This is a genomic window from Streptomyces sp. NPDC002886, from assembly GCF_042888445.1.
Lineage (GTDB): Bacteria > Actinomycetota > Actinomycetes > Streptomycetales > Streptomycetaceae > Streptomyces.
This window is the reverse complement of sequence record NZ_JBIAPV010000014.1, coordinates 134,636-161,224: the sequence shown is the minus strand read 5'-3', so window position 1 is coordinate 161,224 and position 26,589 is coordinate 134,636. Positions and strand designations below refer to the sequence as shown.

The following is a 26,589-nucleotide window of genomic DNA, read 5'->3' as shown; positions in this document are numbered from 1 at the left end:
ACATTGAGTCAACATGCAAGTGCGCTATGGGTCGTTGGCGTGGTTTGTCCGGCCCGAGTTGCCCTGGAATATTCCGGGTTTTCACCCTATTTCAATCTTTCGCTGTGTCCAGAATTCTCGTCGGAATGACCTGTTGCAGACAGCAGCGGTGCGGATACATTCAGCCCCGGTCGAGGCGTTCCGGCGCAAGTTCTGACCCGGGACCGCGAAGTGCGGTCCTGCGCAAGGGCCAGTAATAGGGGAGTTAGGCATGGCTCAGGGCACCGTCAAGTGGTTCAACGCGGAGAAGGGCTACGGCTTCATCGCGGTCGACGGTGGTGCGGATGTGTTCGTCCACTACAGCGCCATCCAGATGGACGGGTACCGCACCCTTGAAGAGGGTCAGCGGGTCGAATTCGAGATCTCGCAGGGCCAGAAGGGTCCGCAGGCGGACATGGTCAAGCTCGCCGCCGGCTAGTCCGACCGCGATCGACCACCGACACGTACGCGGCCACGCACAGCGGCCGCGCACGACGGCACAACGGCATATGTACGAGGGGCCCACATCCTGGACACGGGATGCGGGCCCCTCGTGCGTGGCGGCTCCGGAGCCCTTGCGGCGTCCGGCTGTTCATCCCGGGTTGCCTGAAGCCGCTTGCACTCGGGGGGGTCGAGTGCTAATCATTGGCGTTAGCACTCTCCTGGTGAGAGTGCTACCTATACGAGGACCGGGTCAGTGAGGCCCGCAGGGTCCGGCGGGAAGAAACCGCCGGGCACGCAGGCCGTCCGTCGCGGGCGCGGGCGCGGTCCGGGAGCAATCCACCGCTGTCCGGGAGGACCACTTCAGATGGCCAAGATCATTGCGTTCAACGAGGAGGCCCGGCGCGGTCTCGAGCGAGGCATGAACCAGCTCGCCGACGCCGTCAAGGTCACCCTTGGCCCCAAGGGTCGCAACGTCGTCCTTGAGAAGAAGTGGGGCGCCCCCACGATCACCAACGATGGTGTCTCCATCGCCAAGGAGATCGAGCTCGAGGACCCGTACGAGAAGATCGGCGCCGAGCTGGTCAAGGAAGTCGCCAAGAAGACGGACGACGTCGCCGGCGACGGTACGACCACCGCCACCGTTCTCGCCCAGGCGCTCGTCCGCGAGGGCCTGCGCAACGTGGCCGCCGGTGCGAACCCGATGGCCCTCAAGCGCGGCATCGAGAAGGCCGTCGAGGCCGTCTCCGCCGCCCTGCTGGCGCAGGCCAAGGACGTCGAGACCAAGGAGCAGATCGCTTCCACGGCCTCCATCTCCGCCGCCGACACCCAGATCGGCGAGCTCATCGCCGAGGCCATGGACAAGGTCGGCAAGGAAGGCGTCATCACGGTCGAGGAGTCGCAGACCTTCGGCCTGGAGCTCGAGCTCACCGAGGGCATGCGCTTCGACAAGGGCTACATCTCGGCGTACTTCGCCACCGACATGGAGCGCATGGAGTCGTCCCTCGACGACCCGTACATCCTGATCGTCAACTCCAAGATCGGCTCGGTCAAGGACCTGCTGCCGCTCCTGGAGAAGGTCATGCAGTCCGGCAAGCCGCTGCTGATCATCGCCGAGGACGTCGAGGGCGAGGCGCTCTCCACCCTCGTCGTCAACAAGATCCGCGGCACCTTCAAGTCCGTAGCCGTCAAGGCTCCGGGCTTCGGCGACCGTCGCAAGGCCATGCTCGGCGACATCGCCATCCTCACGGGCGGCACGGTCATCTCCGAGGAGGTCGGCCTCAAGCTCGAGAACGCCGGTATCGACCTGCTCGGCCGCGCCCGCAAGGTCGTCATCACCAAGGACGAGACCACCATCGTCGACGGTGCCGGTGACAGCGACCAGGTCCAGGGTCGCGTCAACCAGATCCGCGCCGAGATCGAGAACTCCGACTCGGACTACGACCGCGAGAAGCTGCAGGAGCGCCTGGCGAAGCTCGCCGGCGGTGTCGCGGTCATCAAGGCCGGCGCCGCGACCGAGGTCGAGCTCAAGGAGCGCAAGCACCGCATCGAGGACGCCGTTCGCAACGCGAAGGCGGCCGTCGAAGAGGGCATCGTCGCCGGTGGCGGCGTGGCCCTGCTGCAGGCCTCCTCGGTCTTCGACAAGCTGGAGCTCACCGGCGACGAGGCGACCGGCGCCAACGCCGTCAAGCTCGCGCTGGAGGCCCCGCTCAAGCAGATCGCCGTCAACGGTGGTCTCGAGGGTGGCGTCGTCGTGGAGAAGGTCCGCAACCTGCAGATCGGTTGGGGCCTGAACGCCGCGACCGGCGAGTACGTGGACATGATCGCCGAGGGCATCATCGACCCGGCGAAGGTCACCCGCTCCGCGCTGCAGAACGCGGCGTCGATCGCGGCCCTCTTCCTCACCACCGAGGCCGTCATCGCCGACAAGCCCGAGAAGGCCGGCGCGGCTGCCGGCGGCGGCATGCCGGGCGGCGACATGGACTTCTGATCCACCCCCGGGCTCCGGCCCGAAGGTAGATCGGCCGTTCGCATCACGTAGTACGTACCGAGGGCGGCACCCCTTCCTGACGGAGGGGGTGCCGCCCTCGGGCGTTTCAGAACGCGGAGGTGTCGACGGTGCAGTCGAAGGGCTCGGGGAGGTGCAGGTCCTTGCCGAAGGGCACCGTCTTGCGGGAGTGGTAACCGTGCGGTTCGTTCCAGTCCGCGTCCTTGGTGGACAAGGAAGTGAACTCGGCGACCAGGGACAGGGGCGTGAGCCCGGTTCCGGGCTAGCGGCGGGCGGGCGGTCGCGCCCGGGTGCCGAGACGGATCACCACGGATCGGGTGGGCTTTGGTTGACTGGCGGCATGAGCGATCTCTTCGTGAAGATCTGCGGTCTGAAGACCGCCCGCGATGTCGAGGCGGCCGCGGCGGCCGGGGCCGATGCGGTCGGGTTCGTGTTCGCGCCCGGCAGCCCGCGTACGGTCGACGCCGCGACCGCGCGGGAGCTGGCCGCCGGGGTGCCGGACGGGGTGCTCACCGTGGGGGTGTTCCGGGGGCAGTCCGTGGCGGAGGTGCGGCGGTTCGCCGAGGAGAGCGGTGTACGGGGCGTGCAGCTGCACGGCGAGGAGGGCCCGGAGGACTTCGCGGCGCTGCGCGCCGAGGGCCGCACCCTGCTGCGGGCGACGGCGCACCACGTGGAGCGCTGCGGGGAGTACGGGGAGGACCTGCTCCTGATCGACGCCCCCGACCCCGGCTCCGGCAAGCCGTGGAACTGGGGCTCGGCGGAGTTCGCGGCGCCGGCGGGCCGCTGGCTGCTGGCGGGCGGGCTGACCCCGGCCAATGTGGCGGAGGCCCTCACGGTCACGGGCGCCTGGGGCGTGGACGTCTCCAGCGGCGTGGAGAGCGAGCGCGGCGTGAAGTCCCCGGACCTCATCCGCGCCTTCATCGCGGCGGCCCGCGCGGCGAGGCCCCGCCGGAGCTGAGCCCGAGGCCCGCCCGCCCCGCCGGACTTCGGTCCGGGCTGCTGCCCGGTCAGGTCAGGTCAGCGAGTCGATCCAGCGCTCCAGGCGCCGCCCTTCCGAGGCCATCAGTTCGGGATCGCGGAAGGTGTTCGTGAGCAGGGAGACGCCCTGGTAGGCGGCGATCAGGGCGACCGCCAGCTCCCGCGCGTCCGCCGTGCGCCCCATCGCCAGGAACTGCCCCTCGGCCCAGTCGAGCAGTACCCGCATGACCTTGGCCAGGGTCTGGTCGAGGCCGTCGTCGCGCTTGTCGAGCTCGGAGGCGAGCGAGCCGGTGGGGCAGCCGTAGCGTGCGGTGAGCTCGCGCTGTTCTACCCAGCCGGAGACGAGGGCCTTCAGCCGGTCCTGGGGGGTGGGGAGCGCGTCCAGGGCGGTGATCAGGCCGGCCAGGTGCTGGGCGTGGGCGCCGATCGCCGCTTCGACCAGCTGGTCCTTGGTCTTGAAGTAGTAGTAGACGTTGCCGAGCGGGACGTCGGCCGCGCGCGCGATGTCGGCGATCGTCGTCTTCTCCATGCCCTGTTCGTGCAGGACCCGGGCCGCGGCGGCGGCGAGGCGTTCGCGTTTCCCGCCGCGCTTGGCCCGGGGGCGGTCCGCCCCGGCTTCCGGGGCCGCTTCGACACCATCTGAGTAAGTCACCTGACTAAGTGTAGACGGGCGCCGCCCGGCGGGCTATGGTCGTGTCAGGAGTTAGTCAGTCGACTAACTCACTTCACGGGTGGGAGCCTTTCATGTTCGTCATCACGGGTGCGACCGGAAACGTCGGCAGCGAGCTGGTACGGATCCTCGCGGCGGCGGGGGAGCAGGTCACGGCCGTCTCCCGGCGGGCGCCGGAAGGCGCTCTGCCCGAGGGGGTCCGCCACCACCGGGCCGACCTCGCCGAGCCGCGGAGCCTGCGGCCCGCGCTCGCCGGGGCCGGGGCCCTGTTCCTGCTCGTCGCCGGCGAAGATCCGCGGGCGGTCCTCGACCTGGCCGCGGAGGCCGGCGTACGCAGGGTCGTACTGCTGTCCTCCCAGGGGGTCGGGACCCGGCCCGAGCAGTACGGGCACCCGGCCGCCTTCGAGGAGGCCGTGCGCCGGTCCGGTCTGGAGTGGACGGTCCTGCGCTCGGGCGGGCTCGATTCCAACGCCTTCGCCTGGGCCGAGTCGATCCGTACGCACCGCACGGCGGCCGCGCCCTTCGGGGACGTCGGGCTGCCGACGGTCGACCCGGCCGACGTCGCCGAGGTCGCGGCGGCCGTCCTGCGGGGCTCCGGGCACGAGGGCCGCACGTACGACCTGACCGGCCCGGCGCCGGTCACCCCGCGCGAGCGGGCCGAGGCGATCGCGGGGGCGATCGGCGAGCCGGTGCGGTTCGTGGAGCAGAGCCCCGAGGAGGCCCGCGCGCAGATGCTGACCTTCATGCCGGAGTCGGCCGTGGAGGGCACCCTGTCGATCCTGGGCGCCCCGCTCGCCGCCGAACGGGCCGTCAGCCCGGCCGTCGAGCAGCTCCTCGGCCGCCCCCCGCGCCCCTTCACCGCCTGGGCGTCCCGCACGGCACCGGCCTTCCGCTGACGCCCCGTCCGGCCGCCCGGCCCGCGCGCCCGCTCGCCCCACCCGGTCGGCCGTACGGCCTGCCCGCCCGTCCCGTCCCGTCCCGTCCCCGGAGGAGCCATGCCCGTACAGCCCGTACTCGACTCGACGATCCACTACCGGGAGGCCGGCGACCCCTCCGGAGTGCCCGTGGTGTTCCTGCACGGGAACCCGACCTCCTCCCACCTCTGGCGGGGGGTCCTGCCCGCTCTCGGCGGTGGGCGGGTCCGGCTGCTCGCGCCGGACCTGATCGGGATGGGGGAGTCGGGCAAGCCCGCCCTCGGCTACACCTTCGCCGATCACGCCCGCTACCTCGACGCCTGGTTCGACGTGCTCGGCCTGGACGAGGCGGTGCTCGTCGGGCACGACTGGGGCGGCGCGCTCGCCTTCGACCGGGCCGCCCGGCATCCGGGGCGGGTGCGCGGGATCGCGTTCACCGAAACCATCATCAAGCCGATGAGCTGGGAGGAGTTCCCGGAAGGCGGACGCGAGCTGTTCCGGGCGATCAAGACCCCGGGGGTGGGGGAGGCCATGCTCCTCGACGCGAACGGGTTCGTCGAGGGGCTGGCCGGCAGCGGCGTCCGCCCGATGGACCCGCGCGACCTGGACGTGTACCGGGCCCCGTACCCGACGCGGGAGAGCCGGCGCCCGCTGCTCCAGTGGGCCCGGTCGATGCCGCTGGGCGGGGAACCCGCCGAGGTGGTGGCGCGGGTGGCGGCGTACGGGGACTGGCTCGCGGGGAGCCCCGCGATACCCAAGCTGCTGCTGACCTTCGCCCCGTGGCCCGGGGCGATGACGGGACCCGAGACCGTCGAGTGGTGCGTGGCGAACATCGCGGGCCTGGATCTCGCCCGGCACGACGACGTGCCCGCCGGGCACCACACCCCCGAGGACCACCCGCTGCTGGTCGCGGCGGCGGTACGGAACTGGGCGGAGCGGCGCGGACTGTGGGGGTGAGCCGCCGGTCGCTCCGAGCGCCGGGAAGGGGGCGAAGGGCGTGCGGCGCGGGTCTTCCGACCCTTCGGCGGCGGACGTAGGTCCCTGTCCGCGGGCCTTCCGCCCCGGGGAGACTTCGCATCATGGACACTCTGGATTCGGTGATCGTCAACGTCAACGATCACCTCTGGACCTACCTGCTGATTCCGCTGGTGGTCGGTGCGGGCCTGTACTTCACGGTCCGCTCCCGGGGTGTGCAGCTGCGCCTGCTTCCCGAGATGTTCCGGGTGGTGAAGGAGAAGACCCCGCCGCGCGCCGACGGCCGCAAGCAGGTCTCGTCCTTCGGCGCCTTCACGATCTCCGCCGCCGCGCGCGTGGGCACCGGCAACATCGCCGGGGTCGCCGCCGCCATCACCCTGGGCGGCGCGGGCGCCGTCTTCTGGATGTGGATGATGGCGCTGATCGGCGCCGCCTCCGCCTTCGTGGAATCGGCCCTCGCCCAGCTCTACAAGGTGCGCAATGCCGGCGGCGCCTACCGGGGCGGTCCGGCGTACTACATGCAGCGGGCGCTCGGTAAACGCTGGCTCGGGGTGCTCTTCGCGGTGACGATCACGGTCACCTTCGGCTTCGTCTTCAATGCCGTCCAGGCCAACACCATCACCGCCGTGGCCGCGGGCTCCCTCGCCGACGCGGACGGCTCGGACTGGTTCGGCCCCTCGCTCGGCGTGCTGCTGGCGGCCCTGCTGGGGCTGGCCGTCTTCGGCGGGGTCAAGCGGATCTCGTCCATCACCACGGTCCTGGTCCCGGTGATGGCGATCGTCTACCTGCTCCTCGGCGCGGCGGTGGTCCTCCTCAACATCACCGAGTTCCCCCGGGTCATCGCCGACATCGTCGGCGGCGCCTTCGGCTTCCGCGAGCTGGCGGCCGGCGGCATCGGCGCGGCGATCCAGCAGGGCATCCGGCGCGGCATGTTCTCCAACGAGGCGGGCCTCGGCTCCGCCCCGAACGCGGGCGCCGCCGCCGAGGTCTCGCACCCGGTCAAGCAGGGCCTCGTACAGTCCCTGGGCGTCTTCTTCGACACCCTCCTCGTGTGCACGATGACGGCCTTCATCGTGCTGGTCACGAACCCGGAGCTGTCGGGCCGCCAGGGCGCGGACCTGACGCAGACGGCGCTCAGCGAGACGCTGGGCGGGTGGGCCGGCCACCTGCTGACCGTCGTCGTCTTCATGCTCGCCTTCAGCAGCATGATCGGGAACTACTACTACGGCGAGACCAACATCCAGTTCATCACCCGCAAGCGGTGGTTCCTGCCGGGGTACCGGGTGCTCGTCCTGTCGTCGGTCGTCCTGGGCTCGCTCGGCTCGGTGTCGGTCGTCTGGAACCTGGCGGACGTGTTCATGGGCCTCATGGCGCTGATCAACCTCGCCGCGATCATCCCGCTGTCGGCCATCGCCTTCCGCCTCCTGGACGACTACCTCGCCCAGCGCCGCGCGGGCCTGGAGCCGGTCTTCACCCGCGACCGCATGCCGGACCTTCGCGGCGTCCAGTGCTGGGACCCGATCCGCACGGTGGTCCCGTCGGCGCAGGCACCGGAGCGGGTGTAGCGGGTTGCCCGTGCGTGGAGGTTACTGCGTGCGCCACCCGATCGTGGGACGCTGAGCTAAGCGGCCACACGCCGTGAACCCGTCTGTCTACGCTCGCTGGCATATGCCACAGGAGAGGAGACCCGCGATGACCGCAGCCATGGTCGAGCCCGACCGGAACGCCGACGGCCGCACGTGGGAGTACCTGCTGCAGAGCTGGCGTGACCTGGACGTGCCGGAGGGCTGGCGCGCCGAGATCGACGGAGGACAGATCGCCTTGGTGCCACCGCCCCACCGCCACCACAACGGAATCGCCGAAAGGGTGCAGCGTGCCCTGTACGGGGTCGTGCCGCCCGAGTGGGGTGTCTACCAGACGCTCGGCATCCACATTGCCGCGCTGGGCAAGCTCTACATGCCGGACTTGGTGGTGGTCCCCTCCGCCTTGGTCGATGACGTGGCGGCCGAGGTCTCCGACCCCGTCGACGCGGCCGAGGCGCTGCTCGTCGTGGAGATCACCTCCAAGAGCAACGCCGAGGACGACCGAAAGAAGAAGCTCTGGGCCTACGCCCACGCCCCCGTCCCGGTCTACCTCCTCATCGACCGCTTCGACGAGCACGGCCCCACGGCCACCCTGTTCACCGAACCGCAGAACGGCGCCTACAAGCACGCCGTCCGCGTCGCCTTCGGCGACGAGTTGCGGCTCCCCGAGCCCTTCGCGCTGACGCTCGACACGGGGAACTTCCCGCACTGATCCGGGGCGGGGCGGACCGCTAGAACGCCGGGCCGGCGGTCGTGACCGGGCCGTCCTCCTTGACCGAGGTCACGACCGCAGTCGCCCGCAGGGACTCGACCTGGTCGGGGGAGAGGCGGGCGCTGAAGCCGTTCAGGGCGTGGCGGTAGACGTGGACCGGGGTGATCCCGTACGCGTCCGCGACGGCGGCCGGGTCGAGGCCGCGGTGCACGGTGACGATGTACGTCGGCCACTCGGCCGGGGCCGTACGGGACGCGGGAGCGGCTGGTCCGGGGGCCGTGGCGTGGGCGGGCGGGGCGGGCAGGGCGAGGGCGGCGGCGAGGGCGACGGCGGCGACGGCGGGGATCGACAGGGTCCGGCTCGTACGAGTGCGCATGACGGCGAGGCCACCACGTCCGGCCGGTCCGGTCAACGACCCCGGGCGGCGCGGCGGTCGCGGGCGGGGGTGAACCGCGGGAACCGCGAATGCGCCCCTCGCCGGATGCGCGGGCGGTGCCTTCCGTACGGGTGAACCTGCCGGCTCGCCCCGGACGTGCGCGGGGTGCTCGCGCAGGTCGCGAGAACAGTGGACGGAATCCTTTCTTCAGTCGGTACGAGAATCAGCCCGCGGCCCGCCGCGCAGCCGCGCGGCGCGGCCGGACGGCCGGTCCGTCCGGTCAAGACCCGAGGCGGGGCCGCCGATGAAGGGGAGGGTCGCACTCCGGGACGGGTGCCGCATTGGTGTTCCCGTCGAACGGAGGCGGCTTCCGTATGCCCCTCCACCCTTCGGGAGTTCCCTCGATGTCCCTGCGCCTGCTCGCCCGCGCCGCCACCGCCGCCCTGCTCGCCGTCATCCCGGTGGCCGCCGCTTCCGCGTCCGCCGACGTCGCGCCCGAACCCACACCGGTGCCGCTGACCGTCTCGGCCAACGCCGTCCCCGGCCAGTACATCGTGACCCTGGAGCCGGGCTACGACCCGGCGAAGGTGGCGGAGCGGCTGGGCCTCAAGCCGAAGTTCCTCTACACCAAGGCCATGAGCGGCTTCGCCGTCCCCATGACCAAGCTCCAGCTGGAGCTGGCCCGCGTCGCCCTGGGCGTGAAGTCGGTGGAAACGGACGCGAAGGTGTCGGCACCGTCGGGGGCGCCTGCGATGGCCACCGCCCTGCGCGGGCCGTCCGCTTCCTGGGGCCTGGACCGGATCGACCAGAAGGAGCTGCCGCTGGACAACACCTTCACCACCCAGGGCAACGGCGCCGGGGTGACCGTGTACATCCTCGACACCGGCATCGACTACAAGCACGAAGAGTTCGGCGAGCGGGCGAGCTTCGGTTTCGACGCGATCGGGGACGGCCGGAACGGCGCGGACTGCCAGGGCCACGGCACGCACGTCGCGGGCACGGTCGCGGGCAAGACGTACGGGGTGGCCGGCAAGGCCAGCCTGGTCAGCGTGCGCGTCCTCGGCTGCGACGGCAAGGGCGAGTACTCCGGGATGATCGCGGGCCTCGACTGGGTGCTGAAGAACGCCAAGCAGCCGGCCGTGCTGAACGGCTCGCTGGGCGGGGACCTGTCGCAAGCGCTGAACGACGCGGCCACCGCCCTGTCCGACGGGGGCGTCCTCCCGGTCCTCGCGGCGGGAAACAGCGCGAAGGACGCCTGCCTGGTCTCGCCGGCCTCCGCGGATCGCGTGGTGACCGTGGCCGCGAGCAACCGGTACGACGAGGAGACCGACTTCACCAACTGGGGCACGTGCGTGGAGCTCTACGCGCCGGGCGAGGACATCACCTCGGCCAAGCTCGGCGGCGGCAGCGTCGCACTGAACGGCACCTCGATGGCCGCACCGCACGTCACGGGCGTCGTGGCCCTCTACAAGCAGGCCCACCCGAAGGCCGACCCGGCCGAGATCGCCGCCTTCCTGGAAGACGAGGCCACGAAGGACGTTCTGTCGAAGGTCAGCAAGAGCACCGCCAACGCGCTGCTGTACACCGCCGGCCTCTGACCACCGCGGGCGCGAGGGCCGTGCCGCTCACGCGGCGGCGCGGCCCCATCGCATCCGCGACCACGGCAGCGCCAGCTCGCTCCGGTCGGTCACCTCGCGCGGGGCGAGGTGCGCGATCGGGGCGGCCTCGCGGTGCCTCGCGTAGACGGTGTCGACGTAGCGGTGGCCGGTGTCCGGGGCGATGAAGAGGACCGTGCGGTGGGGTGAGCGCGCGCGTTCGTGGCGTGCCGCGAGGTACGCGGCGCCGCTCGACAGGCCGGCGAAGACCGCGTGCCGGCGCAGCAGGTCGACGCTGCCGGCGAGGGCGGTATCGAAGGAGACCCAGTGCAGGGCGTCGTACAGCTCGTGCGAGACGTTCCCGAAGGGGATGGAGCTGCCGATCCCGGCGATGATCATCTCGGGGTCGGTGACGTGTTCGGAGCCGAAGGTGACGCTGCCGTACGGCTGGACGCCGACGAGTGCGACGTCCGAAGGGTCGGCGGCGTCCTCGCGGAGGTAGCGGGCGAGGGCGCCGGTCGATGCGCCGGATCCGACCCCGCCGACGACGGTGAGGCCGTTCGCCGTGCCCGTGGCCTCGCGGATCCGGTCGGCGATCGCGCGGTAGCCGAGGTAGTGGACGTCGTCGTGGTACTGGCGCATCCAGTGGTACTCGGGGTGGGCGGCGAGGATCTCGTGGATCCGCTCGACGCGCCGCTTCTGGTCGAGCTTCAGGTCGCTGCACGGCTCCATCTGCTCCAGCGTCGCCCCGAGGACGGACAGTTGGGTCCGCAACGTGTGGTCCACCGTGGCCGAGCCGACGATGTGGCAGCGCAGGCCGTACCGGTGACAGCTCAGGGCCAGGGCGTACGCGTAGATGCCGCTGGAGCTGTCCAGCAGGGTGTCCCCGCGGCGCACGACGCCGGTGTCGAGCAGGTGGCGCACCGCCGCGAGGGCGGAGACCACCTTCATCGTTTCAAAGCGCAGGCAGACGAGCCGGTCGTCGAGGCGTATCAGGTCCGGCCGGCCGATCGACTCCGCGATGTGCTGGTCCATGAGGTGCTGGTCCATGGGGGATCTCCTTCGCAGGGGTGGTGCCGGTCGTGAACGTGCGGGTGGCGGGGATGCCGTGGGCGTCCAGGGCGCGCAGGCAGCCGCGGACGCGGCGGCGCAGCCCGGGTGCGGCCGGATCGAAGAGCACGCCCGCCACCGCACCGCTGTGCGCGATCTGCACGCCGACCGCCCCGGTCCGGTGGGCGAGGGCGGTCAGGGTGTCGAACTCCGGGTGCCCGAGCACCTCTTGGCCACGCCGTGCGCTGGCGGTGGCGACCGCGCCGAGCAGCTCCGCGCTGCCGGTGGCCACGGCCCGGCGCAGCAGCGCGCGCAGCCGCTCGTAGGCCCGTACGTCGCTGCGGCCGACGTCGGCCACCGGCAGGGACAGCGTGTCGACGGGCGCGCCCCCGCCGAGGGCGCAGCCCACCACGACCAGCGGCGGCAGGGCCGGGCCGAGGACCTCCAGGACCCGGCCCTCCCGCTGGGCGAACAGCACGGGCCGGCCGCCCAGCATCAGCGGATCGGAGGCCAGCTCGGCGCGTACGGCCAGCCCGGCGACCGTCGCGGGGTCCAGCCGCAGCCCGTACGCGTCCGCGACCGCGCGTACGGCCGCGATCACGTCGCTGCTGGAGCTGCCCATGCCCAGGCCCACCGGTATCTCACCGGTGAGCCGCAACTCCCCGCCGCAGGGCGGCTGACCGGTCCGCCGCGCGCACTCGTCGACCGCGAGAGCGGCGGCCCGCGCCGCCTTCGTGCGGTCGGCGGGTACGACGGTCAGCGCTCGCGGCACCGCGCCGGGGCGGCGGACGAACGCGGCGCTGCTGCCGGGGCCCGCCATGGGCAGCGTGACCAGTCCCGCGCACCGGCGTCCGGCGTCGTCGAGGAAGACGCCCTGGAGGATCTCGCCGTGGTGGCAGGGGGCCTGCCCGGTGCCGGGAGCGTCCGTAGCGCCGGGGTTCACGCGCCGCCCGCCGTCCGGTAGCGGTACAGGACCGTCTCCTCGGCGCTGAACTGGGAGAAGGGGAAGGGTTCCGCGGACAGGGCGGTCACCCCGGAGCCGAGGAAGGCGCGGGCCACGGCGCTGCCGGTCTGCGCGTAGACGACCAGCGGGACGCCCCGGGAGCGGCAGCGCTCCAGGATCGTGTCGAAGGTGCCGTTGCTCAGGGTCATGCCGGTGGCGACGACGGCCTGCGCGCACTCCAGCACCTCGTGCATGTCGTCGGTGACCGGGTCGCCCCACTGGGTGGCCCTGAGGTTGAGGTCGCAGGGGAGTGGACGCCCGCCGCGTGCGCGGATCGCCGCCACGAGCGGGTTGACGACCCCGATGAGGGCCACCTCGGCGCCCTCCTCGATGTCCAGCAGTCCGGCGATGGCCGCGTCACGGGCCCTGGCGCGGACCTCCGGGGTGCCGGCCGGGAGGGTGACCGGCTCGGCGTCGCCCTCCCCGGCCGCCACGCGGTGGGGGCGGGTCTCGGAGAGGTAGGCGTCGAGGGCGGCGATCCGCAGTGGGCGGGGCGCTTCGCGCAGGAGGACGTCGAGCGGGGTGCCGGAGGAGTCGCGACAGACGGACGGGTCGATCTCGCCGGCCTCGAAGGCGCAGCCGCCGAAGGATCCGCCGAGGCGGACCAGGACGTACTGGTTGAGGTAGGTGGTGTCGCCGCCGGCCAGGCGGGTGCCGTGGTGGATCCAGAACACGCTGGTGGCGACGAGCGAGGAGGGGAGCGGGCCGTGCTCGCCGGCCAGCACGGCCGCGAGGAGCGCGTCGACGGAGGTCGCGGGGGTGGTGATGGGGGTGGTGGTGGGGGTGGTGCTGGGGTTCATGGGGTTCCTGTTCCTGTTCCTGTTCCTGTTCATGGAGCGGGGTGGGGCGCCGCCGCCGGTGGGCGTACGGGGAGCGGTCCGCGGTAGCTGACCTGCGGGTGTCCGAGGGCGTCGGTGGTGAGTTCGGCGTCCACCTCGAAGACCTCGGCGAGCCGCCGCGGCGTCAGAACGGCGGCCGGCGGGCCGGCGGCGATCAGGCGGCCGTGGTGCAGGAGCAGCAGCCGGTCGCAGTACCGGGCGGCGAGCGACAGGTCGTGCAGGGCGACCAAGACCGTCTGGGGGGTGGCGGCCAGCAGTTCCATCAGTTCGAGCCGGTGTTTCACGTCGAGGTGGTTGGTGGGTTCGTCGAGGAGGAGCCCGGACGGCTGCTGGGCCAGCGCGCGGGCGAGGTGGGTGCGCTGCCGCTCGCCGCCCGACAGGGCCTTCCAGGGGCGGTCGGCGAGCGCGGTGAGCCCTACGCGTTCCAGCGAGGCGGCGACCACGGCCCGGTCGGTGGCGTCGGGGCCGCGCCAGCGGTCGCGGAAGGGGGTCCGCCCCAGGCCCACGATGTCGGCGACCAGCAGATCGCCGTCCGCGCCCGCGTCCTGCGCGACGAAGGCGACCCGCCGGGCGATCCGGCGCGGACTCCAGCCGCGCACGGACTCCCCGTCGTACCGGACCGCGCCCGCGTCGGGAGTCCGCAGCCCGGCCAGGCAGCGCAGCAGCGAGGACTTGCCCGAGCCGTTGGGGCCGAGCAGTCCGACGGTCTCGCCGGGGGCGATGCCGGCGCTGACCTCGCGCACGACCGGTGTGCCCGCCACCGACCAGCTCACGGATTCGGCGCTGATCCCCACGGCGCTCACCACCGAGCCCACCACCGCACTCACAACTCCCCCCGCTTGCGCAGGACCAGCAGGAAGATCGGTACGCCGAGCAGCGCCGTGATCACGCCGACGGGCACCTCGCGGGGGCCGAAGGCGATCCGTGCCAGCGCGTCCGTCCACACCAGGAACACCGCGCCGGCCAGGGCCGCGTAGGGCAACAGCACCCGGTGCAGCGGCCCGACGAGGAACCGCACCCCGTGGGGGACGATCAGCCCGACGAAGCCGATGGCGCCGACGGTGGCCACCGCGACCGCGGTCAGCACGGCGGTGACCACGAGCAGCAGCATCCGGGTGTGCCGTACGTCGATCCCCAGGGACGCGGCGGTGTCGGTGCCGAAGGCGAGCCCGTCGAGGGCGTTCGAGCAGAGCCAGGCCGCCGCCAGCCCCAGCGGGGTGACGACCGCGCAGACCGCGACGGTGTTCCAGCGGGCGGGCGCCATCGAGCCCAGGAGCCAGTGGGTGACGGCCCGGGTGGTGTCCGCGTCCGCCGAGGCCATCAGGACGAGCGAGGTCAGCGCGGTGAAGAGCTGCCCGATCACCACGCCGGTGAGGACGATGCGTACGGAGTCCAGCCCGGTGCGCCGCAGGAGCAGCAGGAGCAGCGCGAAGGAGAGCAGTGCTCCGGCGAGCGCGCCGCCGGTGACGCCGAGGGTGCCCGCGCCGATCCCGAGGACGACCACGGTGACGGCTCCGGCGGAGGCGCCCGAGGAGACGCCGAGCAGGTAGGGGTCGGCGAGGGCGTTACGGGTGACCGCCTGGAGCACCGCTCCGCACACGGCGAGGGAGGCGCCGACGAGGGCGGCCATCAGCACGCGCGGCAGCCTCAGGTCCCAGACGAGCGAGTCCAGGAGCGGGGGCAACGGCGCGACGTCCAGGCCGAGTCGGCTGCCGAAGACGCGGGCGAGCCCGGTCCAGCCCACGTCGGCGGCGCCGATGCGTACCGCTGCCGCGACCGAGGCCGCCAGGACGGCGGCGGAGAGGAGGAAGAGGCCCGCCCCCGTCACCGCGGACCGTCGAGGGGCCGGACCCGGCTTCCGCGGGGCCCCCGGGTCGGCCGGCACCGGGTCGGTGGCCCCCGGGTCGACGGGTACCGGTGCCGCCGCTACGGCGTCAGCGGACATACCCGAGGTCCTTCATCCCGGCCGCCAGCAGCCCCAGGGCGTGCACGGAGCGCACCGAGGGGTCCAGTTCGATGCCGGGCACTTCGAGGATCTTGTCCTCTCGGACCGCGGCGAGCTGGGAGACGACCGGGTGCCCGGTCATGGTGGCGCGCTTCTCGGCGGCGCTGTCGCCGGGCCGGCCGCGCTCGGACAGGTCGCCGATCACGATGAAGTCGGGGTCGCGCTTGGCGACTTCCTCCCAGGAGACCTCCGGCCAGTCCTCGTTGACGTCGTCGAAGGCGTTCTTCGCGCCGACGATCCGGCTCATCTCGCTGGGCAGGCCGGTCTTCCCCGCCACGTAGGGCATGCCGTTGAAGACGGAGTAGAGGTAGACCACGGTGGGCTGTCCGGCGCCGCCGGGCACCTCGGGGGCGTTCTGCGCGGCCTTGGCGACGGCCGCGCGCTGGTCGGCGGCGAGTTTCCCGGCCCGCTCCTCGGCGCCGAAGACCTTGCCGAGGGTCTCGTAGTCGGAGAAGAGCAGCTCGAAGGGGGTCCGGCCGGCCGGATTCTGTCCGGGGCAGTCCACGGCGCTGACGAAGGTCGGGACCTTCAGGGCGGCGAGCTCCTCGCGGGTGCCCGCCCGGTCCTTGGTGAAGAGGTCCGCGGAGCCGCCGACGACGAAGTCGGGCGTCGCCGCGCGCAGTTGCTCACCGGTCGCGATCTTCGGGGCGATGACCGGGATCGTGGCGTACGCGGCCCCATACGCGGCGGGGATCTTCGTCTTGAGGTTGGCGGTGCCCGCCATCGAGTCCTGGAGACCGAGTTCGAGCAGGGTCTCGGTCGAGGTCTGGTCCAGGGCGACGGCCCGCTTCGGCGGCGCGGCGAAGGTCGCCTGGCGGCCGCAGCTCGTGACGGTGGTGGTGGCGGTGGAGGGGGTCTTGGCGTCGTGGGCGGCGGGTGCGGAGCAGGCCGCGGTGGCGAGGGCGAGGGTCAGGGCGACGCCGAGGCGGGCGGGGTGGCGCATGGGTTCTCCGGTCTGGGCAGGGCGGATGACGTGAATGCGGGCGGTGCCGGTGCCAGTGCCGTTGCCGTTGTCGTGCACCGGGCAAGAGCGCCGCGTTCGAAGGGTACTGTAATGGTATTCATTTTCATTAAGAACCCCGGGGGTGGTTCGTGGCACCCCCGCCCGACCTCCAAGGAGCACCCGCACCGTGGCCACCACACCCGTGCCTCCGGCGCCCAAGACCGTTGACCCGCCCGCCCGTTCGATCCTTCTCGACGTCCCGTTCCTGCGCCTGTGGGCGGGCACCACCGCCTCCGGCCTCGCGACCTGGGCCCTGCCCTTCGTCCTCGGCCTCGCCGTGCTCCACCGCGACCTGAGCGCCGCCGGCCTCGGCCTGGTCCTCGCCGCGCGCACGGTCGGATTCCTCGTCGCCGTCACCGTCGGCGGCGTCCTGGCCGACCGGCACTCCCGCCGCGCGGTCGTCCTCTGGTCGGCCCTGGCGGCGGCGGCCGCGGCGCCCCTCCTCGCGGCCGGACTGGGCCGCTCGCTCCTGCTGATGACGGCCGCCGCCGCCCTCGCCGGGGCCGGACAAGGCGCCTGCCGCCCGGCGTTCCAGGCACTGACCGCCGAGACCGTCGACCCCGGGCGCCGTCAGCAGGCGAACGCCGCCGTGACCATGGCCGTACGCGGATCCACGCTCGCCGGCCCCGCACTGACCGCGCTGCTCGCGGCCTTCCTCGACGTCGGGACCCTACTGCTCGGCATCGGCCTGCTGTGGCTGGTCGCCGCGTTGGTCCCGGGCAAGGGCGCGGGCGCCGTCGCCCAGGCGGATCCGGCCGCCGGGCCGGTGCCGCGCGCGAGCTTCCGTACCGAGTTCCTGGAGGGCGTACGGGAGGCCCGCCGCCACCCCTGGTTCCTCGCCGGACTGGCCGCCCTCGTCGCGGTCATCGCCCTCGGCTACTCCGCCACCAGCGTCGCCCTGCCCCTGATCAGCCGGGACCGCTACGACAGCGAATGGGTGCTCGCCGCGGCCATGACGGCCTACATAGTGGGCGCGCTCGGCGGAGCCCTGGTCATCGCCCGCCTGCGGCCCCGCTCACAGGGCTGGGCCGCCTTCGCGGGACTGGCGGCCTACGGCTTCGCCCCGCTGAGCCTGACGCTGCCCGTGCACCCGGGGGTGGTCGTGGCCGCCTACGCCGTCGCCGGGATCGGGATCGAACTCTTCAACGTGCCCTGGTTCACCGCCACCCAGCGCGAAGTCGCCCCGGACCGGCTGGCCCGCGTCTCCTCGCTGGACTTCCTCGTCTCCTACGGCCTGGCCCCGGTCGGCCTCGCCCTCATCGCCCCGGCCATCGACGCCTTCGGCGTCACACCCGTCCTCGGCGCGTGCGCGGCGGCTTGCTTCCTCGTACCGGCGGCGGCGGCCCTGGTCCCGACGGCCCGGCACTTCGCGCGGACGGCGCCGGAGGCGCGGGCGGACGGGTCGTAGGGCGCGTACGCCCACCGGACGTGCCGACACGGCGCGGTTCGCTCCGCATCTCACCGTCGCGGGCGGCCTTGTCACCCGGCACCACGTCTACGGGGACAGTCCGGCCGTCGCTCAGTCATGGACACCGCGCTACGGCCGGCCGCCGTCCTGCACGAGCGGGCCCCTCCCCGAGGGATCGCCGAGGCGGACGGTCAGGCGCGGGAGGAACCAGCCGACCAGGGGGCCCGTGCACAGGGCGACCAGCACGGTGCCGAGGCCGAGGGTGCCGCCGAGGAGCCAGCCGAGCCCGGCCACGGACACCTCGATGCCGGTGCGCACCGTCGCGACGGGCAGCCGGGTGAGCCGGACGAGGCCGGTCATGATGCCGTCGCGCGGGCCCGAGCCGTACTGCGCGCCGAGGTAGAGCGCGTCGAAGAAGCCGAGGGCGACCAGGCCGAGGGCGAGGTACGCGAGCGCGGCGGCGGTTCCCTCGGGGGCGGGGAGCGCGGCGGCGGTGGCGTCGGCGGCGAAGCCCACGATCGCGACGTTGAGGACGGTGCCCAGCCCGGGAAGCTCGCGCAGCGGGATCCAGGCGAGGAGCACCAGGAGCGAGATCAGGTTGGTGGCCCAGCCGAAGGAGATGTCGAGGGTCTTCGCCACGCCGTCGGTGAGCACGCTCCAGCTTGCTGTGCCGAGCCCGGACTCGACGAGCACCATGACGGCGGCGCCGTAGCCCGTCAGGCCGAGCAGGAGTTGGGGCACGCGGCGCGCGGTGCGGCCCGCCCGGAGCTGGGCGAAGGCGTTCATGCGGGGCAGGAGGGCTGAGGGGGCTCGGGGAGCGGTCGGTGCCATGGCTCAAGCCTCGGGGCATCTGGACCCGGATTCGATAGCCAGATTGCGTACGCTGGTCCGGTGAAGATCAGCGCGCACGCCGTCGGACGCATGCTGGGCACCTGGCAGGAGGGGCCCGGGCCCGCGCACCAGCGGCTCTCCGACCGGCTGCGGCTGCTGATCCTGGACGGGCGGCTCTGTCTCGGGGCGGCGCTGCCGGGTGAACGCGACCTGGCCACCGCGCTCGGTACGAGCAGGACCACGGTCGGGGCCGCGTACCGCACGCTGGTGGAGCACGGCTACCTGGAGACGAGGGAGCGCGCGCGGGCCACCGTACGGCTCCCGCACGGGGACGCGCCCGCCGCCCGGCGGGCCGGTGGGGCGGACGCGGAGACCATCGACCTGTCCTTCGCCGCTCCGCCCGCGCCCCCCGAGGTCCTGCACGCCGCTTTCGCGACGGCCCTGGAGCGGCTGCCCCTGCACTTCGAGCGGCACGGGTACGACCGGTACGGCACCGCGGAGCTGCGCGAGGCGGTCGCCGGGTGGTACGGGCGCAGGGGGCTGCCGACCTCGCCCGATCACGTCATGATCACCAGCGGTGCGCAGCACGCGATCGGTCTGCTGGTGCGCACGCTGCTGGCGCCGCGGGACAAGGTGCTGTTCGACCACCCCACCTATCCGCACGCGATCAGGGCGTTCGCCGATGCGCGTGCCCGGCTCCTGCCGGTGGCGGTGGGCCCGTCCGGCTGGGACGTGCCACAGCTCCTCGCGGCGGCGCGGTCGGCGCAACTGGCTTACCTGATCCCGGACTTCCACAACCCGACCGGGATGTACATGTCCGCGAGCGTGCGCCGGAGCCTGCGGCCGGCCTGCCCCGTGATCATCGACGAGACCCTGGCCGACCTGGGGCTGGAGGCGCAGGCCCCGGATCCGGCGGCGGAACCCTTCGCCGTGACGCACCCCACCGCCCTCAGCATCGGCTCGGTGTCCAAGAGCGTCTGGGGCGGCCTGCGCATCGGCTGGATCCGTGCCGTGCCCGCGCTGCTGGAACGCGTGGCGGCGGCCCGCCCGGCGACGGATCTCGGTACCCCGGTGGTGGAACAGCTGGCCACGTCGGTGCTCCTGAATGCCGGTCAGACCCGGCGGCCCGAAGCGCTGCTCCAACTGCGGGCGCAGCAAGACGCCTTGCTGGGGGCGCTGGCCGAGCACCTCCCGGAGGTGCACGCCCCGCGGGCGGCTGGGGGCGTGACGCTCTGGGCGCGGTTCCCGGAGCCGGTCGGTTCCCGCCTGGCGGCGATCGCGCCGGACCACGGGGTGACGATCGCGGCGGGGCCGCAGTTCGGGATCGGCGGCGCGTTCGAACGCCACGTCCGGCTGCCGTACACGCTCCCGCCGCCCCGGCTCGCCGAGGCCGTCCGCCGCCTGGCCGCCGCCCACCGGGCCCTCACGGCGGGCGGCGCCGGAACCCACGCCCCGGCGCCGGTGGCCTGAGCCGCGTCGGGCCGTGGCGGTGGCCGTCCCCGGCCGTCCGGGGGAACGGCCGGAACGGCCGCGCCGCGGGACGTCGTGATCCGGAGGGCGGCCCGGCCTCAGTCCGTGCTGATGCGGGCGTGGAGGTGTTCGTCGTGCCAGCCGTCCGCGTGGAGGAGGGCGCCGCGCATGGTGCCCTCCAGCGGGTAGCCGGACTTCAGGGCGACGTGGCAGGAGGCCGGGTTGGCCACGGAGTGGGTGATGCGCAGGCGGTGCAGGCCGAGTTCGGTGAAGGCCCAGGAGGTCAGGACGGACAGGCCTTCGGTGGTGGCCCCGGCGCCGCGGCCGGCCGGGAGGAGCCAGTACACGAACTCCGCGCCGCCGCCGCGCAGATCGATGTCGGCGAGGGCTATCCCGCCGACCGCGCGGCCACCGTCCGCGGGGGCGAGGGCCCAGAGCGCCGCGCTTTCCGTGTGCCAGCGTTCGCGCCAGCGGGCGATGCGGGTGACGGCCTGCTCCTCGGTGAGCCGGTCGGGGCGGTTCCAGTGGCGGATGTCCGGATCGGCGTACGCGGCCACGAGCGCGGGGGCGTCGCAGGGCTCCCAGGGGCGCAGGCGCAGGCCGCAGGGGAGGTCGTACGAGGGCTGGGCGAGGGCGGCCATCCGGCCAGCCGGGACCACGGGCGGTATCGGGTCGGTCATCGGATCATCATCGGGGTCCTCGTCCGGCCCCGGTGGCCCCGGTCGGGCCGTGGCAGGTAGGGCAGGCCAGGGGTGGGCCGGGCCGGGGTGGGGCCATTGGGGGTCGGTCGCGCCGGTGGTCGTAACAACCGGCGGACACTGCGTCACGGTAAGCGACATTTCATCCCATTCTTCCTAGTCTCACGTCCCGGTACCGAGTGACCGAACGAAATGGACGATGAGATGAGACGACGGCTTTCCGCGATCGCCGCGGCCGGTGTGGCCGCGATCCTCGCGCTGGGCGGCGGGGCGACCGCGAACGCGACCGGAACCGGGAGCGGAACCGGGAGCGGGGTCGCGAACCCGGACGGCGGCAAGGGCGGCAAGGGGCTGTGCGCGCCGGGGGTTCCGATCGGGCCGGAGGGCGAGAAGTTCTACGATCCGCCGTCGCCGCTGCCCGAGGGGGACCACGGTGACCTGATCTGGGCCCGCCGCGTCGACGCCCCCGACGGTGCGCGCGCCTGCCGGATCCTGTACCTCTCGACCCTGCAGACCGGTACCCGCGTCGCCGTCTCGGGCATCGTGGCCTGGCCCGACGCCCCCGCGCCGCGCAGCGGCCGCAACGTGGTGGCCTGGGCGCACGGGACCGTGGGCGGACCGCGCCAGTGCGCGCCCTCCGCGGTGCCGAACCCGGCGACCGACCTCGTCGGCTACTACACCTACGACAGCCCGTGGGGCATCGACGTCGGCGTGCCGGCGCTGACGCAGTTCCTCGACTCGGGCGACGTCGTGGTCGGTACCGACTACCAGGGTCTGGGCACGCCGGGCGTGCACCAGTACACGGTGGCCGTCACGGAGACGAACAACGTCCTGGACTCCGTCCGCGCGGCCCGCCAGATCACCGACACCCACGCGAACCGCAAGGCGGCCGTCCTGGGCTGGTCGCAGGGTGGTGGCGCGGCGACGTTCATCGCCCAGAACTACAAGGCGTACACCCCGGAGACCAACCTGGTCGGCATCGCGGCGCTGGCGCCCGCCGCCAACCTGGGGCCGGACTTCCGGGGCCTGGTGCCGCCCGGCCCGACGGACGCCACCTCGCCGTCCCACAACGCGGCGCTGCGCGTCAACGTCTACCGGGGCTTCCTCGCGGCCTACCCCACCCTGAAGGCCGAGGACGTGCTGAAGCCGGCCGGGCTGGAGGCGCTGCGCGGTGACGGGGTGATGTGCATCGAGCACCTCGCCGACGTGATCCAGAACAACGTGGGCAACGTGGGCCAGCTGGACACCCTGTTCCAGCCGCTGACCGTGGTGCCGGAGGTCTGGCACCAGCGCTTCCGCGAGAACACCCCGGGCTACGTCACCTCGGTGGCGCCGATCCTGGTGATGCAGGGCACGGCGGACACGGTCATCAACCCGTACTCCACCGACGAGTACGTGCGGCGGGCCTGCGGCTTCGGCAAGCCGGTCGAGTACACCAAGTACCAGGGGGCGACGCACCAGACGATCCCCAACGTCGCGGAGCCGGAGTACCTGGGCTGGATCGCGGACCGCTTCGCGGGCAAGCCGGCGCCGTCCAACTGCGCGTAAGGCACCACGGATTCGCTCACCGAATGAAGGCTCCCGGCCGGTGGACCACACCGGCCGGGAGCCTTCGTACGTGGGGGCCGCCGGTCAGCGGCCCACGGGGACGGGCGCCGCGTCCGGTACGGGTGCGGTGGCCGCGGCCGGTGCGGTCTCGGAGGCCGGCTCCGCGTCCGGGGCGGTGTTGAACTCCTCCAGCATCTGCCGGGTGAAGCCGAAGAAGTAGGTGGCGGCGAAGCCCACGAGGTAGCCGACGGCCAGGCCGCCCGCGTAGATCGCGATGGTCATCCCCATGCCCGACTTGCCGTCCAGCAGCGGGAACAGCGCCCAGCCCGAGGGGCCGATGGCGGTGGAGCCGAAGGCGGTGCCCAGCTGGTTGAAGAGGCCTACGAAGGCTCCGCCCGCGGCGCCGCCGACGCAGGCGGTGATGAAGGGACGGCCCAGGGGGAGGGAGACGCCGTAGATGAGGGGTTCGCCCACGCCCAGGAAGCCGGCCGGGAGGGCGGACTTGATGGTGGCGCGGATCGAGCGGTTGCGGGGGAGCTTGTAGTAGACGGCGATGGCAGCGCCGACCTGGCCCGCGCCCGCCATGGCGAGGATGGGGAGCAGGACCGTGTAACCGGTCTGCTCGATCAGCGTGGTGTGGATGGGGATCAGGGCCTGGTGCAGGCCCAGCATGACCAGCGGGAGGAACAGGCCGCCGAGGACCAGACCCGCGAAGGCGCCGCCGGTGGCGAGCAGCCAGGTGGCGAAGGAGCCGATGGCGGTGGAAACCTCACCGGCGACGAACATCAGGCCGAAGAGGGTGACGAGGCCGGAGATCAGCACCGTGAGGGTGGGGGTGACCAGGACGTCGAGTGCCTCGGGGACCCACTTGCGGCACCACTTCTCCACCTGGACGGCGAGCAGCGCGGCCGCCAGTGCGCCGAGTACGCCGCCCTGGCCGGGGGAGAGCTGCTGGCCGAAGGCGTCGATCTTCGCGACGCCGGGGAAGACGATGATCGCGGCGACCGCGCCGCCGAGGATGGCGGTGCCGCCGAACTCCTTGGCCGTGTTGTAGCCGACGAACACCGCGATCAGGGACATGAACCCGCTCGCCATCGCGGCGAGGGCGGGGACCACGGCCGGCACCCAGCCCATGTTGGTGAGGAACCCGTTGAGACCGGCGATGATGCCGCACCCGATGAGGGCCGGGATCAGCGGGACGAAGATGTTCGCGATGCGGCGCAGGAACAGCTTGAAGGGGGTGGAGTTCTTCGCCTTCTGGGCGTTCTTGATGGCCGCGCCCTGGGCGGCGAGTTCGTCGGCGCTGTGACCGGCGGTGTGACCGGCGCTGTGGCCGGCGCCGGTCCCGGCGGGAGTGGCCGGGGCGGCGGTCGCCGCCGCCGAGCGGCCTTCCGCGACCAGGGCCTCGAACTCGGGCGTGACGCGGGCGACGGTGCCCGGTCCCAGCACGATCTGGTACGTGTCGTCCTCGACGACGCCCATCACGGCGGGCAGGGCCTTGAGGGCCTCGTCCTGGACCAGGGTGCGGTCGCGCAGGGTGATCCGCAGGCGGGTCATGCAGTGCGCGATGGAAAGGATGTTGTCCGGACCGCCGACCAGGGGAAGGATCGCGGCGGCTGTGGCGCGGTTCTTGTCAGTGGACATCGTGGTGTTCGCCTTGCTGCTGGGGGTCAGCGGGGGATCGGCAGGGGTGGGTCAGCGGGGAGTCTGGCTCGGGGTCTGGGTGAGGGCGGCCCGGAGGTGGCCCTTGGAGGCGGTGAGGAGGTCGGCGGCCGTGGGGCCGTCCACTCCGCCGAGGATGACGAGGATGGCCTGCTTGACCTCGCCGTCGGACGCGGTGAGCGCGGCCTCGATCTCGGCGTCCGGGGCGCCGGTGGCCAGCGAGACGATGCGCCGGGCGCGGGCGCGCAGCTTCTCGTTGGAGGAGCGCATGTCGACCATCAGGTTTCCGTAGGTCTTGCCGAGCCGGATCATCGTGAGGGTCGAGATGAGGTTCAGTACGAGCTTCTGCGCGGTGCCGGCCTTCAAGCGGGTGGACCCGGTGAGGAGTTCGGGTCCGACGACCACCTCGATGCCGTGGTCGGCTGCGGCGGCGAGCGCGGAGCCGGCGTTGCAGGACAGGCCGACGGTGAGCGCGCCGCGCTCCCGGGCGAACTCGACGGCGCCGATCGCGTACGGGGTGCGGCCGGAGGCGGAGATCCCGATGACGGTGTCCTCGGCGGTCAGGGCCAGCGCGGTCAGGTCCTCGGCGGCCAGTTCCCTGGAGTCCTCGGCGCCCTCGACGGCCTTGACCATGGCGGAGGGGCCGCCCGCGATCAGGCCGATGACCTCGGAGGGGTCGGTGTTGAAGGTGGGCGGGCACTCGCTGGCGTCCAGGACGCCCATCCGCCCGGCGGTGCCGGCGCCCGCGTAGATCAGGCGCCCGCCGCGGGCCATCCGCTCGGCGATCCCGTCGATGGCGGCGGCGATCGTCTCCAGCTCGCCGGCGACGGCGGCCGGGACGGTGGCGTCCTCGGCGTTCATCAGGCGGGCGATCTCCAGGGTGGGCAGCCGGTCGATCTCGGCCAGCTCGGGGCGGAAGGCCTCGGTGGTCAAGGTGGCGAGCTGGGCGCGGAGTTCGGCGTACGCGGTCATGGGCTTCGGCTCCTGAGCTACTGGCGTCGGTGTCGCTGGTGCTGCGGGCTGGTGCGGCTAGCGGGTGGTGCCGGCGCGCTTGGCGGTGGGTACGGGGGTGTGGTGGCGGGGCGCGAGCGCCTCGTACGAGGCTGCGAGCGCGGGCGCCGCCGTCTCGTAGGTCTGCTGGGCGACGCCCACGAACAGGCAGTCCACGACGAGGAGCTGGCTGGTCCGGCTCGACATGGCCGCCGGGCGCAGCTGGGTCTCGCGGGCGGCGGAGGTGGCCAGCACGAGGTCGGCGTAGTGGACGACGGGGGAGTTGGCGCGGGCCGTCAGCGCGAGCGTGGTGGCTCCGTGCTCGAAGGCGGTCCGCAGGGGCTCGATGACGTCGCCGGTGCCGCCGGAGTGCGTGATGGCGACGGCCACGTCGCCGGGGCGCAGCAGCACGGCGGTGGTGACGGCCAGGTGCGGGTCGTTGTGCGCGTGGGCGATCAGGCCGATGCGCGACAGCTTCTGCGCGAGGTCCTGGGCGACGAGGCCGGAGGCGCCGACGCCGTAGATCTCGATGCGGCGGGCGCCCGCGAGGGCGGTGACGGCCGAGCCGAGGGCGGCGACGTCGAGTCCGGCGGCGGTGTCGGCGAGGGTCTGCGCCTCCTCCTGGGCCAGTTTGGCGACCACGTCGGCGAGGGAGTCGTCGACGGCTATGTCCACGGTGACGGCGGGGGCCGCGCCGGACTCCTGCTGGGCGGCGAGGGCGGCCAGCGCGAGGCGCAGGTCGCGGTAGCCGGCGTAGCCGAGGAGGCGGGCGGTGCGGACGACGGTGGCCTCGCTGGTGTCGGTGCGGGCGGCGAGGTCGCTGACGGTGAGCGCGGCGCATCCGGCGGGGTCCCCGGCGACGGCTTCGGCGACGGCCTGCATGGAGCGGGTCATCGAGGGGCCGAGGCTGCGGACGCGGGCCCGCAGGGCGGCGGGGGCCGGGACGGGGGCGGGGGCGGTGGGGTCCGCGCCGCCCCTGAAGGTTTCTTTCAGGTTCTCGCTCACCCTTGAAACTTATTTTCAGAGGGGCCGGAACGTCAAGACGCCATAAGTCACGGGCGGAAGGGGACCTTCGCCCGGGCGACCTTCTCCACGGGGCGGGTGCGGGTCCACAATGTGTCCATGGACCACGCGACCCCCCCAACCCCCCTTGAGCAGGCGCTGCACGCCGCACGCGCCCTGGTACTCGCCGATCTCGTCGCGGGCGACGTCGCCGAGGCCTATGTCGTCTCCCTCGTCGAGGACGCGGTCACGCACCGCCGGTGGTGGGTGGAGCAGTGGCCGGAGGGCGTCGACTACCTCGCCGGACTCGTCGCCCAGGACGTGAAGGACGCGCTGCTGGAGAAGTACGGGCGCTGGCCGCTGTGCCCGGTCTGCGGCCACGGCGAGCCGCACGCGCTCGACGTGGAGCCCGAGCTCGGCCCGGACCCGATGTGGGTGTGCTCGGAGGCCGGCGTGCGGGTGGCGCCGGTCGGCGGCCTGGGACCGGTCCTCGGCGGCTCAGGCGGCGGCTCCGGCTTCGGCGAATGAGCCGCCGGTGACGGTGTACATCGACCCGCCCGACTGGCCGGGACACGGCCGCCTGTGGTCGCACCTGGTCAGCGACACCTCGTTCGAGGAACTGCACGCCTTCGCGGCGTCGATCGGCTGCCCGCCGAAGGCCTTCGAACGCGACCACTACGACGTCCCGGAGCAGCGCTACGCGGACGCGGTGCGCGCGGGCGCGGTGGAGATCGGCAGCAAGGAACTGGTCCGCAGGATCACGGCCGCGGGCCTGCGACGGCCCAAGGGGCGGCCGGCGTAGGCGGCGGT

The 26,589-nt window shown here is 73.0% G+C and carries 27 protein-coding genes and 1 pseudogene; 14 read left to right on the top strand and 14 right to left on the bottom strand.

The window, feature by feature from the left end:
- The first annotated feature begins 250 nt into the window (after positions 1-250).
- Both ACFYYB_RS38565 and groL read left to right on the top strand, forming a co-directional pair.
- Complete coding sequence (locus tag ACFYYB_RS38565; RefSeq protein ID WP_008743607.1) at positions 251-457, top strand: cold-shock protein; 207 nt, start codon at positions 251-253, stop codon at positions 455-457.
- Between the two features lie 369 nt (positions 458-826).
- On the top strand, positions 827-2,449 hold the full coding sequence (groL, locus tag ACFYYB_RS38560) for a chaperonin GroEL (protein WP_327306024.1): 1,623 nt from the start codon (positions 827-829) through the stop codon (positions 2,447-2,449).
- Between the two features lie 106 nt (positions 2,450-2,555).
- Here groL and ACFYYB_RS38555 read toward each other — a convergent pair whose 3' ends face one another.
- Complete coding sequence (locus tag ACFYYB_RS38555) at positions 2,556-2,681, bottom strand: hypothetical protein (protein WP_389442703.1); 126 nt, start codon at positions 2,679-2,681, stop codon at positions 2,556-2,558.
- 126 nt (positions 2,682-2,807) lie between these two features.
- Here ACFYYB_RS38555 and ACFYYB_RS38550 point away from each other — a divergent pair, with 126 nt between their 5' ends.
- Positions 2,808-3,425 carry a phosphoribosylanthranilate isomerase gene (locus ACFYYB_RS38550; RefSeq protein ID WP_389442701.1) on the top strand — a complete coding sequence of 206 codons (618 nt, stop codon included), beginning with the start codon at positions 2,808-2,810 and terminating at the stop codon, positions 3,423-3,425.
- 54 nt (positions 3,426-3,479) lie between these two features.
- Here the strand turns inward: ACFYYB_RS38550 and ACFYYB_RS38545 are convergent, their stop codons facing one another.
- Entirely contained in the window at positions 3,480-4,097 is a 618-nt protein-coding gene (locus ACFYYB_RS38545) for a TetR/AcrR family transcriptional regulator (protein WP_389442699.1), read from the bottom strand.
- A gap of 92 nt (positions 4,098-4,189) precedes the next feature.
- On the opposite strand from ACFYYB_RS38545, the gene ACFYYB_RS38540 reads away from it, so the two are divergent.
- The 4 genes from ACFYYB_RS38540 (at position 4,190) to ACFYYB_RS38525 (ending at position 8,299) form a co-directional block, all read left to right on the top strand.
- Positions 4,190-5,011 (top strand): NAD(P)H-binding protein, encoded by an 822-nt coding sequence (locus tag ACFYYB_RS38540; protein ID WP_389442697.1) that lies wholly within the window; start codon positions 4,190-4,192, stop codon positions 5,009-5,011.
- 99 nt (positions 5,012-5,110) lie between these two features.
- Positions 5,111-5,986 (top strand): haloalkane dehalogenase, encoded by an 876-nt coding sequence (locus ACFYYB_RS38535; protein ID WP_389442695.1) that lies wholly within the window; start codon positions 5,111-5,113, stop codon positions 5,984-5,986.
- A 122-nt stretch (positions 5,987-6,108) separates the two neighbouring features.
- Complete coding sequence (locus tag ACFYYB_RS38530; RefSeq protein ID WP_389442693.1) at positions 6,109-7,569, top strand: alanine/glycine:cation symporter family protein; 1,461 nt, start codon at positions 6,109-6,111, stop codon at positions 7,567-7,569.
- Between the two features lie 127 nt (positions 7,570-7,696).
- Positions 7,697-8,299 (top strand): Uma2 family endonuclease, encoded by a 603-nt coding sequence (locus tag ACFYYB_RS38525; protein WP_389442691.1) that lies wholly within the window; start codon positions 7,697-7,699, stop codon positions 8,297-8,299.
- 19 nt (positions 8,300-8,318) lie between these two features.
- Here the strand turns inward: ACFYYB_RS38525 and ACFYYB_RS38520 are convergent, their stop codons facing one another.
- Positions 8,319-8,675, bottom strand: a complete 357-nt coding sequence (locus tag ACFYYB_RS38520) for a protease inhibitor I9 family protein (protein ID WP_389442688.1) — start codon at positions 8,673-8,675, stop codon at positions 8,319-8,321.
- A gap of 410 nt (positions 8,676-9,085) precedes the next feature.
- On the opposite strand from ACFYYB_RS38520, the gene ACFYYB_RS38515 reads away from it, so the two are divergent.
- Positions 9,086-10,273, top strand: coding sequence for a S8 family peptidase (locus ACFYYB_RS38515; protein WP_389442916.1), 1,188 nt, complete (start codon positions 9,086-9,088; stop codon positions 10,271-10,273).
- Between the two features lie 27 nt (positions 10,274-10,300).
- Here ACFYYB_RS38515 and ACFYYB_RS38510 read toward each other — a convergent pair whose 3' ends face one another.
- From ACFYYB_RS38510 to ACFYYB_RS38485, 6 genes are read right to left on the bottom strand one after another with little or no spacing between them, the layout of a single operon-like run.
- Positions 10,301-11,305 (bottom strand): pyridoxal-phosphate dependent enzyme, encoded by a 1,005-nt coding sequence (locus ACFYYB_RS38510; RefSeq protein WP_389442914.1) that lies wholly within the window; start codon positions 11,303-11,305, stop codon positions 10,301-10,303.
- Positions 11,226-12,263, bottom strand: coding sequence for a GHMP kinase (locus ACFYYB_RS38505; protein ID WP_389442686.1), 1,038 nt, complete (start codon positions 12,261-12,263; stop codon positions 11,226-11,228). Before ACFYYB_RS38505 ends, ACFYYB_RS38510 begins: the two co-directional genes overlap by 80 nt.
- Positions 12,260-13,123 (bottom strand): Rossmann-like domain-containing protein, encoded by an 864-nt coding sequence (locus ACFYYB_RS38500; protein WP_389442683.1) that lies wholly within the window; start codon positions 13,121-13,123, stop codon positions 12,260-12,262. Before ACFYYB_RS38500 ends, ACFYYB_RS38505 begins: the two co-directional genes overlap by 4 nt.
- Positions 13,124-13,152: 29 nt before the next feature.
- Positions 13,153-13,956, bottom strand: a complete 804-nt coding sequence (locus tag ACFYYB_RS38495) for an ABC transporter ATP-binding protein (protein WP_389442912.1) — start codon at positions 13,954-13,956, stop codon at positions 13,153-13,155.
- A 29-nt stretch (positions 13,957-13,985) separates the two neighbouring features.
- Complete coding sequence (locus tag ACFYYB_RS38490) at positions 13,986-15,107, bottom strand: FecCD family ABC transporter permease (protein ID WP_389442681.1); 1,122 nt, start codon at positions 15,105-15,107, stop codon at positions 13,986-13,988.
- Positions 15,097-16,110 carry an ABC transporter substrate-binding protein gene (locus ACFYYB_RS38485; protein ID WP_389442678.1) on the bottom strand — a complete coding sequence of 338 codons (1,014 nt, stop codon included), beginning with the start codon at positions 16,108-16,110 and terminating at the stop codon, positions 15,097-15,099. Before ACFYYB_RS38485 ends, ACFYYB_RS38490 begins: the two co-directional genes overlap by 11 nt.
- A gap of 187 nt (positions 16,111-16,297) precedes the next feature.
- Here ACFYYB_RS38485 and ACFYYB_RS38480 point away from each other — a divergent pair, with 187 nt between their 5' ends.
- Both ACFYYB_RS38480 and ACFYYB_RS38475 read left to right on the top strand, forming a co-directional pair.
- On the top strand, positions 16,298-17,578 hold the full coding sequence (locus ACFYYB_RS38480) for an MFS transporter (protein ID WP_389442675.1): 1,281 nt from the start codon (positions 16,298-16,300) through the stop codon (positions 17,576-17,578).
- Positions 17,574-17,699: pseudogene (locus ACFYYB_RS38475) on the top strand (ketosteroid isomerase); the annotation flags it as partial. The gene ACFYYB_RS38480 and the pseudogene ACFYYB_RS38475, both read left to right, overlap by 5 nt.
- Before the next feature lie 8 nt (positions 17,700-17,707).
- Here the strand turns inward: ACFYYB_RS38475 and ACFYYB_RS38470 are convergent.
- Positions 17,708-18,364: a YitT family protein gene (locus ACFYYB_RS38470; protein WP_389442672.1), complete on the bottom strand. Its 657-nt coding sequence runs from the start codon at positions 18,362-18,364 to the stop codon at positions 17,708-17,710.
- A gap of 105 nt (positions 18,365-18,469) precedes the next feature.
- Here ACFYYB_RS38470 and ACFYYB_RS38465 point away from each other — a divergent pair, with 105 nt between their 5' ends.
- The gene (locus ACFYYB_RS38465) at positions 18,470-19,879 is read left to right on the top strand and encodes a PLP-dependent aminotransferase family protein (protein WP_389442669.1); all 1,410 of its coding nucleotides are present in this window, start codon (positions 18,470-18,472) and stop codon (positions 19,877-19,879) included.
- Positions 19,880-19,977: 98 nt separating this feature from the next.
- Here ACFYYB_RS38465 and ACFYYB_RS38460 read toward each other — a convergent pair whose 3' ends face one another.
- The gene (locus ACFYYB_RS38460; protein WP_389442666.1) at positions 19,978-20,559 is read right to left on the bottom strand and encodes a GNAT family N-acetyltransferase; all 582 of its coding nucleotides are present in this window, start codon (positions 20,557-20,559) and stop codon (positions 19,978-19,980) included.
- A 222-nt stretch (positions 20,560-20,781) separates the two neighbouring features.
- On the opposite strand from ACFYYB_RS38460, the gene ACFYYB_RS38455 reads away from it, so the two are divergent.
- On the top strand, positions 20,782-22,125 hold the full coding sequence (locus tag ACFYYB_RS38455) for a lipase family protein (RefSeq protein WP_389442663.1): 1,344 nt from the start codon (positions 20,782-20,784) through the stop codon (positions 22,123-22,125).
- A gap of 84 nt (positions 22,126-22,209) precedes the next feature.
- Here the strand turns inward: ACFYYB_RS38455 and ACFYYB_RS38450 are convergent, their stop codons facing one another.
- From ACFYYB_RS38450 to ACFYYB_RS38440, 3 genes are read right to left on the bottom strand one after another with little or no spacing between them, the layout of a single operon-like run.
- Positions 22,210-23,769 (bottom strand): PTS transporter subunit EIIC, encoded by a 1,560-nt coding sequence (locus ACFYYB_RS38450; protein WP_389442661.1) that lies wholly within the window; start codon positions 23,767-23,769, stop codon positions 22,210-22,212.
- 51 nt (positions 23,770-23,820) lie between these two features.
- Complete coding sequence (gene murQ / locus ACFYYB_RS38445; RefSeq protein ID WP_389442659.1) at positions 23,821-24,759, bottom strand: N-acetylmuramic acid 6-phosphate etherase; 939 nt, start codon at positions 24,757-24,759, stop codon at positions 23,821-23,823.
- A 57-nt stretch (positions 24,760-24,816) separates the two neighbouring features.
- A complete protein-coding gene (locus ACFYYB_RS38440; protein WP_389442910.1) occupies positions 24,817-25,770 on the bottom strand; it encodes a MurR/RpiR family transcriptional regulator in 954 nt (317 codons plus the stop codon).
- Between the two features lie 129 nt (positions 25,771-25,899).
- Here ACFYYB_RS38440 and ACFYYB_RS38435 point away from each other — a divergent pair, with 129 nt between their 5' ends.
- Together ACFYYB_RS38435 and ACFYYB_RS38430 are read left to right on the top strand one after the other, a co-directional pair.
- Positions 25,900-26,307: a hypothetical protein gene (locus ACFYYB_RS38435; RefSeq protein WP_389442656.1), complete on the top strand. Its 408-nt coding sequence runs from the start codon at positions 25,900-25,902 to the stop codon at positions 26,305-26,307.
- Positions 26,308-26,314: 7 nt separating this feature from the next.
- Entirely contained in the window at positions 26,315-26,581 is a 267-nt protein-coding gene (locus ACFYYB_RS38430) for a DUF4031 domain-containing protein (protein WP_389442653.1), read from the top strand.
- Positions 26,582-26,589: the final 8 nt, after the last annotated feature.